The sequence below is a fragment of the Amaricoccus sp. genome, assembly GCF_017993425.1.
Classification (GTDB): Bacteria; Pseudomonadota; Alphaproteobacteria; order Rhodobacterales; family Rhodobacteraceae; genus Amaricoccus.
The window spans coordinates 54,799-63,868 of sequence record NZ_JAGOMQ010000026.1 but is presented as its reverse complement, the minus strand read 5'-3'; the positions used below and the strand labels follow the sequence as shown (position 1 = coordinate 63,868).

The following is a 9,070-nucleotide window of genomic DNA, read 5'->3' as shown; positions in this document are numbered from 1 at the left end:
GCAGGTCGCGCCAAGGACTGCCGGTCCGCGCGATCCAGAGCACCCCTTCGAAGAACCGCCGTCCATCGCCGCCCGTGCGGCCCGGGTCCGTCGCCTTTCCCAGACAATGCGGCTCGACCAGCGCCCACTGCGCGTCCGTCAGGATCATCCTCGTCATTCACTGCTCCCTTTTGGGAGCTTGAATCAGAACTGCCGCGCCAGCGGAATCCTGAATCTCAACAGGCCCTAGGGTGCGGACTCATATTGCTGCAAGCCAGATGCGGACGGCAGCGAGCTTGAGAGCGGCGAGATAGTTCTCCGGGCGGCGGTCGTATCGCGTGGCCAGACCGCGGAACTGCTTGACCTGGTTGAAGAAGCGCTCGACGAGGTTTCTTTGTCGATAGACCCAGGTGGAGAAGGCGAAGCTGCCCTTGCGGATCGAGCGCGGCGAAATGTCGGCCCAGGCGCCGGGCTCGGCGGCAAGGTCACGGATGGCGTTGGTGTCGTAGGCGCGATCGGCGATCAGGGTCGCGCCGGGCGCGAGGTTCTCGAGCAGGGTCGCGGCGACCGGCGCGTCGCCCGCCTGGCCGGGGGTGAGCTCCAGCCGGACCGGCCGTCCGTCGGCATCGACGAGGGCATGGATCTTGGTGGTCAGCCCGCCCCGGGAGCGTCCCATGCCACCATCCCCGCCGTCGTCGGGACCCCCCTTTTGACGGCGGCGCCGTGCTGGTGGACCCGCCCGCAGGACGCGTCGATCATCACGATGTCGCCGTCATAGGCCGCCGATACCGCCGCAAGGAGCCGATCCCGGACCCCCGCCGCCCGCCAGCGCACGAAGCGGTTGTATAGGGTGGTGCGCGGACCGTAGCGCTCCGGCACGTCCCGCCACGGCGCACCGGTCCTGAAGCGCCAGAGGATGCCGTTGATCACTCTGCGATCCTCGACCCGTGGCGCCCCGCGCGGCTTGTTCGGCAGAAGCGGCTCAATGACCGCCCACTCCTCATCGCTCAACTCGTGACGCCGCATGAAACCCTCCTCTTTCGGGAAGGTTGAATCAGAACCGGCCCCCCAAGGGAATCCCGTTTATGGGGACAGACCCTAGGCCCGCGTAGACCTTGGCGCAAGCATAGCCCGCGTCGGCGGTGACCGTTTCGATGGCAGTGCCGGTGATCGCAGCCGTGGCGTCGAGGCGGCGGAGGATCTGCTCGCCCTCGTTCACCTAGCCGGTGGTGATCTCGATGTCGAGCACCACGCCACGATGGTCGTCGACGAACACCATGCTGCTTGTAGCTCGGCTCCAAGGGAGGCGGTCGGTCCTGTTCTCGCAGTCGAGATTGGTCGGATCGTCCCCCGCCGAAGGCAACGGCCAAACTTGCGAGCAAATGTTGACGCCCCGGCCCACTTCGGTGACCGTAAGCCCGGGCAGCGCCCGCGGCACGTTCTTGAGGACCGGCGTCCCCCTTTCGATCGATGTCGAAGCGCCGATCTCCGTTCGCTGGTGCGCCGTGCATGCTGCAACGCGCCAGTTCCCCTCGCCGCTGCCGGTCTGGTGGACCGCCGACGCCCGTTGGATCAGGACACCGGATCGGCCTGGAGCTGCGGTCTGGTCGCGCAGATGGCGAACCTGTCCTGCGCGAGGCGCTCGAGCGCCCGCAGGAAGGGCATCTTCCTCGCCTGGGCCAGATGGATGTTCCACAGGTGGCGGTCGATGACCACGTCCACGAACCCGGCGGCCTCGAGCAGGGCGACGATGGCCTCGGCGGGCATCGTGTCGCTGAAGTGGACCCGGGAGCGGATCGCCGCATGGCGGGCGAGCATCTCGGGGCTCATGTGCGGCTGGTCGAAGGACCGGCCGGTGATCCGCGTCAGCGCCGCCCGCAGCCAGGCCACCCAGGTCGTCTTGCCCATGTTGCCGTCGATGACGAGGAGCTTCCCCCCGGGCTTCAGCAGGGCGAACCACTCGACCGCCGCCGCCGCCGGGTCCACCAGCGTCCAGACGAGATGACGGTTGACGATGATGTCGTAGCTGCCGCGCGACTCCATTGTCCGCTCTGCATCGCCCATCAGGAAGCGGATGTCGGCCTTGCGGGTACGCGCCTTGGCCCGGGCCTGCGCCAGCATCGGCTCGGACCAGTCCATCCCGGTCACCCGGAAGCCTGCGTCATGCATCAGGTGCGAGATCACGCCGGTCCCGGAGGCGAGGTCGAGGGCGTCGCGGCCCCGGCCTTCGCCGAGGTGCTTGCGGATCAGCCGATGCCAGCCGCGTCGCTCGGCCTCGGAGAAAATCTCGTGCCCGACGCTCTCGTCGAAGGTTGCCGCCCTTTCCGACCAAAACTCTCGGATTTCGTCGCGGACAGAGTAGTTTGCTGTCGACCCCTCCGGCACGTCCCGCCCTCCCTTCCAGCAACAGTCTGGAATCGTTCCAGAACAAAGTTGTTGATAAACCCACTCGGGTTTTCTAACGCGGAGCCGTACCATCGGCAGGGGGGCCTGACAATGACGCTTCACCGAACCACCGTCGCCGCGCTGGCCGGGCTAATGCTCACCGGTCCGGTCTTCGCAGAAGGGTTCACGGTCACCGACGTCGCCGGGCGCGAGGTCGCCTTCGAGGCGCCGGTCGAGCGGGTGATCCTCGGCGAGGGGCGGATGATCTACGCCGTCGCTCCGGTCGCGGGCGCCGATCCCTTCGAGAAGATCGTCGGCTGGCGCAACGACCTCTGGACGACGGACGAGGGCGGCTTCGAGGCCTATGCCGCCAGGTTCCCCAAGGTGAAGGACCTGCCGTTCCTCGGCCGGCTGACCGACGGGACGCTGCAGACCGAGACCGTCGTCACCCTCGACCCGGACGTCCTCCTGCTGCCGATCGGCGACAAGGCCGCCGCCGACGAGGTCAAGCTCGAGGAGATGCTCGACGGAGTCGGCGTAAAGATCGTCTACATCGACTTCCGCGAGCATATCCTCGACAATACCGAGCCGAGCCTCGCCATCCTCGGCAAGATCTTCGGCGAGGAGGAGCGCGCCGCCGAGGTCGCCGCCTACTGGAAGGAGCAGCTCGCGCGCGTGACCGACGTCATCGCCGCGAAGAACCCCGAGCGGCCGAAGGTCTTCATGTACCGCGCGCCGGGCCTCGGCGAATGCTGCGGCACCTTCGGGCCGGACAATTACGGGCTGATGGTCGACCTCGCCGGCGGCCATAACCTCGGCTCGGACTTCCTGCCGGGCTACACCGGCACGATCAATCCCGAGCAGGTCATCGCCTCGAACCCGGACATAGTCGTCGCCACCGGCTCCAACTGGACCAATCTCGAGGACGCCAAGGGCTACGTCAACGTCGGACCGGGTGCCGCGGCGACGGCCGCGGCGAGCGCCGCCACGCTGACCGAGCTCGTCGCCGCGCCGGCCTTCACCGGCTCGAAGGCGGTGGCCGACAGGGACGTGCATGCGATCTGGCACCAGTTCTACACCAGCCCCTACCAGTTCGTCGCGGTGCAGCAGCTCGCCAAGTGGTTCCACCCCGAGCTCTTCGCCGACCTCGATCCCGACGCGACCTTCGCGGACTTCCACGCGAAGTTCCTTCCCGTGGACTACCAGCCCGGCTACTGGGTCTCGCTCGGCGCCGAAGGCTGACGTGGCGGCCAGCGAAGGCATCGCCACGATGGAGACGGGGCGCGAGGCATATCGCGCCCTCGCACGCCGCAAGCTCCTGATCCTCGCCGGCATGGCGCTGGCGCTCTGCTTGTCCTTCGCCGTCGACCTCGCCTGGGGACCGGCGCGCCTCAGTCTGGGCGAGGTCGCCCGCGCGCTCTTCGACCCCTCCGGCGTCTCCGACCAGGTGCGCACCGTGGTCTGGGACATCCGCCTGCCGGTCGCGGTGATGGCGGTCGTCGTCGGCGCCGCGCTGTCGCTGGCGGGCGCGCAGATGCAGACGATCCTCGCCAACCCGCTCGCGAGCCCCTTCACCCTCGGCATCTCCGCGGCCGCGAGCTTCGGCGCCGCGCTCGCCATCGTGACCAGCGTGCCGCTCCTGCCGGTGGCCGCCGGGCTCATCGTGCCGATCAACGCCTTCCTGATGGCGCTCGTCGCCACGCTCTTCATCCACTTCGTCTCGCAGGCGCGCGGGGTCACGGTGCAGACCGTCGTGCTGCTCGGCATCGCGCTGGTCTTCACCTTCAACGCGCTCCTCGCCTTCCTCCAGTTCCTCGCCTCCGAGCAGGCGCTGTCGCAGGTGGTGTTCTGGACCATGGGCAGCCTCACCAAGGCGACCTGGCCGAAAATCGCGGTCACGCTCGCCGTGCTGCTGATCGCGATCCCGCTCTTCGCCCGGCATGCCTGGGCGCTGACGGCGATCCGGCTGGGCGAGGACAAGGCCGCGAGCTTCGGCGTCAACGTGCGGGCGATCCGCCTCGAGACCATGCTCGTCGTCTCGCTCCTCGCCTCGGTCCCGGTCAGCTTCGTCGGCACCATCGGCTTCGTCGGCCTCGTCGGCCCGCACATCGCGCGGATGGTGCTCGGCGAGGATCAGCGCTTCTTCCTGCCCGGCTCGATCCTCGCCGGCGCCCTGCTGCTCTCGGTGACCTCGATCGTGTCGAAGTCGATCGTCCCCGGCGTGGTCTTCCCTGTCGGCATCATCACCGCGCTGGTGGGGGTGCCCTTCTTCCTCTCCCTGATTCTCACGACGATGCGGAAGTCATGGTAGAGCTGCAGCTCGACGCCGTCGGCGCCCGCTACGGGCAGAGGCTCGTCGTCTCCGGCGTCTCGACGCCGCCGATCCGCTCGGGCGAAGTCGTCGCCGTCATCGGCCCGAACGCGGCGGGCAAGTCGAGCCTTTTCAAGCGGATCGCGGGCCTCGTCGACGGCCCCGGCTCGGTCGCCCTGCGGGGCACGTCACGGGGGGCGGGGGCGATCGTCTACATGCCGCAGGACACTTCGGCCAACGCCGTCCTGACCGTCTACGAGTCGCTCCTGCTGGCGCGGAAGCAGGGCATGGGCTGGCGCGTCGAGGATGCCGACCTCGAGCTGATCGACAACGTCATGACCGCCCTCGACATCGCGTCCATCGCCTTCCGCGACCTCGGCGCCATCAGCGGCGGGCAGCGGCAGCTCGTCGCGATCGCCCAGGTGCTGGTGCGCCAGCCCGAGATCGTGCTGATGGACGAGCCGACGAGCGCGCTCGACCTGCACCGCCAGATCGAGGTGCTCGCCTTCATGCAGTCGCGCGCGCGCCAGCTCGGCATGATCGTCCTGATCGCGCTCCACGACCTCAACCAGGCGCTCCGCTTCGCCGACCGGGCGATCGTGATCTCGGACGGCGCGATGCGCGCCTGCGGAGCGTCCGCCGAAGTGATAACGGCCGACATGCTGCGCGCGATCTACCGGGTCGAGGCCCGCGTCGAGGAATGCTCGCGCCGGCACCGCCACGTCATCGTCGACGGCCTCGCCTCCCCCTGATATCAGATGGTCTCGCCGCTCGCTGGCCACGAAGGCGGTGACGTAGAGCCACTCGAAGCTGTGGTGGCCGAGGGCCACCGGCCGCTCGCCCTTCGGCGCCCAGACCCGGCGCCTCCGCTCGGAGCTTCCGGAACCTGCGTCCAGCGACAACCTCGTCGACTTCCTGCCGCCGGTCGACCTCCTGGAGCGAGAGCTGGAGAGGCTCTGGCAGAAGCTGATGCTGGATCCGGAAACCGGAGCCAGCACGCGCGATGCCCTCGCCGTGCTTCTCGGCGCCGTTCGTCTGGCGCCGGGCGAAGGGCGTGGCGCATATACCCTGGAGATCGTTCGGCCGGAGGGTTGATCTGGCAACCGTCCCGGCGCCGCCGTTCGTGCGCGGCGCCGGGCGGTGGTGGCCGACACCGAGGGGTTAACCTGATCCATAATTCGTCCACACGAACCCGCGCCGCCGATCGCCGGCCTTCCCCGGCCGCCCCACTCTATCCTTCTGCTTCTCTTCTTTCCTGCCCTATCGTGCAGGTTCCCCCGCCCATGTGGGCGGGGGGAAGGGGGGTGGGAGAACGGCGCGCAACGGCGCGCAGGGGCCCCGCCCGCGCTTGCGCGGGTGGGGAGAACGCCTCCGGGGCGCAAAGGCGCCCCGGCGATCCTTCAGGACGTTCAAGCGCCTGCATCTCCCGGCGCCGCCTGCCTTCGCCCCGCAAGCCCGGCGGCCCCGCCTTGACAGCCGCCACGGCCCGGCCGCACCGTCGCGGCCGCCGCAACGGGGCTCCCGCATGAACGACTTCCGACCGGTCGGCTTCCTGCTCGGGCGGCTTCTCGCGCTCTTCGGGGCCAGCATGGCGCTGCCGCTCGCCCTCGACCTCGCCGAGCGCAACGGCAACGCCCACGCCTTCGCCATCTCGATGACGATCACCGTCACCGTCGGCTGCCTCCTCGGCATCGCCTGCGCCGAGAGCGATCGCCCCAACCTCGACCATCGCCAGGGCTTCCTGCTCACGGTGGCGACCTGGGTCTGCTTCACCGCCTTCGCGGCGCTCCCCTTCCTCCTCGGCGCGCCGCATCTCGACCTGACCGACGCGCTCTTCGAGAGCACCTCGGCGCTGACCGCCACCGGCGCCACCGTCATCGTCGGGCTCGAGCGCCTGCCGCAGGGCGTGCTGCTCTGGCGCTGCCTCGTCACCTGGATCGGCGGCATCGGCATCGTGCTGCTCGCCATCATCATGCTGCCCGTCCTCGGCATCGGCGGGATGCAGCTCCTGCGCAGCGCCGACTTCAACACGCTCGGCAAGGTGCTGCCCAAGGCCAAGGAGATCGCCGTCTCCATCGCCGCCGTCTACGTGACCCTCACCCTCGCCTGCACGCTCTGCTACCTCTGGGGCGGCCTCGACGGCTTCGACGCCGTCACCCACGCCATGAGCACGGTGGCGACCGGCGGCATGGCGAACTACGACAACTCCTTCGGCGGCTTCAGCCCCCGGGTGCAGTACGTCGCCATCGTCTTCATGCTGCTCGGCGGCATGTCCTTCGTCCGCTTCGTCCAGCTCGCCGCCGGCGACCCGCGGCCCCTCTTCCGCGACAGCCAGATCCGCGCCTTCCTCGCCATCTACCTCGCGCTCTGCGCCGGCCTCGTCGTCGCCCGCCTCGACCAGGGCCACCCGCTCGACGAGCTGACGCTGCGCGAGGTGCTGTTCAGCATGGCCTCCGTCATCACCACCACCGGCTTCGCCACCGCCGACTACGGCGCCTGGGGCCCGCTCGCCGCGACGCTGTTCTTCTGCGCGATGATGGTCTGCGGCTGCTCCGGCTCGACCTCCGGCGGCCCCAAGGTGTTCCGCTACCAGCTGCTCCGCTCCGCAGCCGCCGTCGAGATCGGCCGGATCTACAGCCCGACCGCCGTGACGCTGCCCCGCTACGAGGGACGGGCGATCACGCCGGAGGTCATGAACTCGGTCATGGCCTTCTTCATGCTGTTCTTCCTCACCCTCGGCCTCGGCGCGGTGGGGCTCGTCCTCCTCGGCCTCGATCCCGTCACCGCCATCTCCGGCTCCGCCGCGGCGCTCACCAACGTCGGCCCCGGCTTCGGCCCGCATATCGGCCCGGTGGGCAACTACGCCACGCTCTCGGACCCCGCGCTCTGGCTCATCATGGCGCTGATGTTCGTCGGCCGGCTCGAGCTCCTCACCGTCTACGTCCTCTTCACCGCCTCCTACTGGCGCGGCTGACCGCCCGCATCTCCGCCGCACATCCGCGCGAGAACCCCGTGAGCCCCCGGGGGGCGTGGCTTGTCAGGCGCAGGCGGATGTGCAAGAGAGTGTGCGGCCCGAGCTGAGGTCTGTCGCTGCAAAGTGCTGAAAGTATGATGTTTACAACCGAGTTCGCGAGGCAGGATTGGAGCTGATCGCCACTACCGACGCGCTGGCCGCCTTCGTCGCGGAGTGCCGCTCCGCCCCCTACGTCGCCATCGACACCGAGTTCATGCGCGAGCGCACCTACTACGCGCAGCTCTGTCTCGTGCAGCTCGCCCGCCCGGGCAAGGGCCCCGAGACCGCCGTCCTCGTCGACACGCTGGCCGAGGGCCTGTCGCTCGAGCCGCTCTACGAGCTCTTCCGCGACCCGAACGTCGTCAAGGTCTTTCACGCCGCGCGCCAGGATCTCGAGATCTTCGCGACCACGGCCGGCGTGCTGCCGCGGCCCTTCTTCGACACCCAGGTCGCGGCGATGGTCTGCGGCTACGGCGATCAGGTCGGCTACGAGACCCTCGCCCGCCAGATCGCGCGCGCCGCGATCGACAAGTCCTCGCGCTTCTCCGACTGGGCGCGCCGGCCGCTCTCCGAGGCGCAGAAGGAATACGCGCTCGCCGACGTGACGCACCTGCGGCGCATCTACGAGACGCTGGCGAAGCGCCTGGCCGAGACCAGCCGCGCCGGCTGGGTCGAGGAGGAGATCGCCACCCTCGTCGATCCGGAGACCTACCGCGTCGACCCGGAGACCGCCTGGACCCGGCTCAAGACCCGCTCGACCGCGCCGAAGTTCCTCGCCGCGCTGCGCGAGCTCGCCCGCTTCCGCGAAGAGGCGGCGCAGGGCCGCAACGTGCCGCGCTCGCGCATCCTCAAGGACGACGCGCTGCTCGAGCTCGCCGCCAACCGGCCGCGCAACGCCGAGGATCTCGGCAAGTCCCGCCTGCTCCTGCGCGAGGCGCGCCGGGGCGAGATCGCCGACGGCATCCTCGCCGCCGTCGCCGCCGCCGAGGCGCTGCCGGCCTCCGAGCTGCCGCGCGTGCCCGACGCGCCCTCTCGCAAGCCCGGGGCCGAGGCGCTCGCCGACCTGCTGCGGGTGCTGCTGAAGTCGCAATGCGACGCCGAGGGCGTGGCCCAGCGCCTCGTCGCCTCCAGCGCCGACCTCGACGCCATCGCCTCCGAGGAGGCGCCCGACGTCCCCGCCATGCGCGGCTGGCGCTACGAGATCTTCGGGCGCGACGCGCTGCGGCTCAAGCGCGGCGAGATCGCCCTCTCCGCCGCCGGCGCCCGCGTCCGCGTGGTCGCCGTGGCGAGCGGCGTGGCGGCGAACGCCCGACGTCAAACGCCCGCCGGCTGATCGCCCGCCTTGGGGCGGACGATCAGCCGGCCGCCCCAGCCCTTTCCAA

Annotated in this window: 7 protein-coding genes and 2 pseudogenes; 5 read left to right on the top strand and 4 right to left on the bottom strand. The window is 69.8% G+C overall.

Annotated features, from left to right (window positions below; translation table 11 throughout):
• The 4 genes and pseudogenes from KBB57_RS13395 to KBB57_RS13380 all read right to left on the bottom strand — a co-directional run.
• Nucleotides 1-157, bottom strand: a 157-nt coding sequence (locus KBB57_RS13395) for a transposase (RefSeq protein ID WP_290751040.1), incomplete at its 3' end; no start/stop codon positions are given.
• 81 nt (nucleotides 158-238) lie between these two features.
• Nucleotides 239-1,005, bottom strand: a pseudogene (locus KBB57_RS13390) (IS5 family transposase).
• Between the two features lie 73 nt (nucleotides 1,006-1,078).
• Nucleotides 1,079-1,280 (bottom strand): annotated as a pseudogene (locus KBB57_RS13385) (transposase); the annotation flags it as partial.
• A 271-nt stretch (nucleotides 1,281-1,551) separates the two neighbouring features.
• Complete coding sequence (locus KBB57_RS13380; RefSeq protein WP_290751034.1) at nucleotides 1,552-2,364, bottom strand: class I SAM-dependent methyltransferase; 813 nt, start codon at nucleotides 2,362-2,364, stop codon at nucleotides 1,552-1,554.
• A gap of 111 nt (nucleotides 2,365-2,475) precedes the next feature.
• Between KBB57_RS13380 and KBB57_RS13375 the strand changes: the two genes are divergently transcribed.
• From KBB57_RS13375 to rnd, 5 genes are all read left to right on the top strand, one after another.
• The gene (locus KBB57_RS13375; RefSeq protein ID WP_290751032.1) at nucleotides 2,476-3,606 is read left to right on the top strand and encodes an ABC transporter substrate-binding protein; all 1,131 of its coding nucleotides are present in this window, start codon (nucleotides 2,476-2,478) and stop codon (nucleotides 3,604-3,606) included.
• Nucleotide 3,607: 1 nt separating this feature from the next.
• Nucleotides 3,608-4,675, top strand: a complete 1,068-nt coding sequence (locus KBB57_RS13370; RefSeq protein ID WP_290751029.1) for an iron ABC transporter permease — start codon at nucleotides 3,608-3,610, stop codon at nucleotides 4,673-4,675.
• Nucleotides 4,669-5,427, top strand: coding sequence for an ABC transporter ATP-binding protein (locus tag KBB57_RS13365; RefSeq protein ID WP_290751027.1), 759 nt, complete (start codon nucleotides 4,669-4,671; stop codon nucleotides 5,425-5,427). The genes KBB57_RS13370 and KBB57_RS13365 overlap by 7 nt, the downstream gene beginning before the upstream one ends.
• 773 nt (nucleotides 5,428-6,200) lie before the next feature.
• Nucleotides 6,201-7,649 carry a TrkH family potassium uptake protein gene (locus tag KBB57_RS13360; protein ID WP_290751025.1) on the top strand — a complete coding sequence of 483 codons (1,449 nt, stop codon included), beginning with the start codon at nucleotides 6,201-6,203 and terminating at the stop codon, nucleotides 7,647-7,649.
• Between the two features lie 166 nt (nucleotides 7,650-7,815).
• Nucleotides 7,816-9,021, top strand: coding sequence for a ribonuclease D (gene rnd / locus KBB57_RS13355; protein ID WP_290751022.1), 1,206 nt, complete (start codon nucleotides 7,816-7,818; stop codon nucleotides 9,019-9,021).
• Nucleotides 9,022-9,070 lie beyond the last annotated feature (49 nt).

Bases quoted from the DNA above. Each gene is read 5' to 3' on its own strand.
- KBB57_RS13375 (WP_290751032.1), top strand. From the start codon at position 2,476: ATGACGCTTCACCGAACCACCGTCGCCGCGCTGGCCGGGCTAATGCTC.
- KBB57_RS13365 (WP_290751027.1), top strand. From the start codon at position 4,669: ATGGTAGAGCTGCAGCTCGACGCCGTCGGCGCCCGCTACGGGCAGAGG.
- KBB57_RS13360 (WP_290751025.1), top strand. From the start codon at position 6,201: ATGAACGACTTCCGACCGGTCGGCTTCCTGCTCGGGCGGCTTCTCGCG.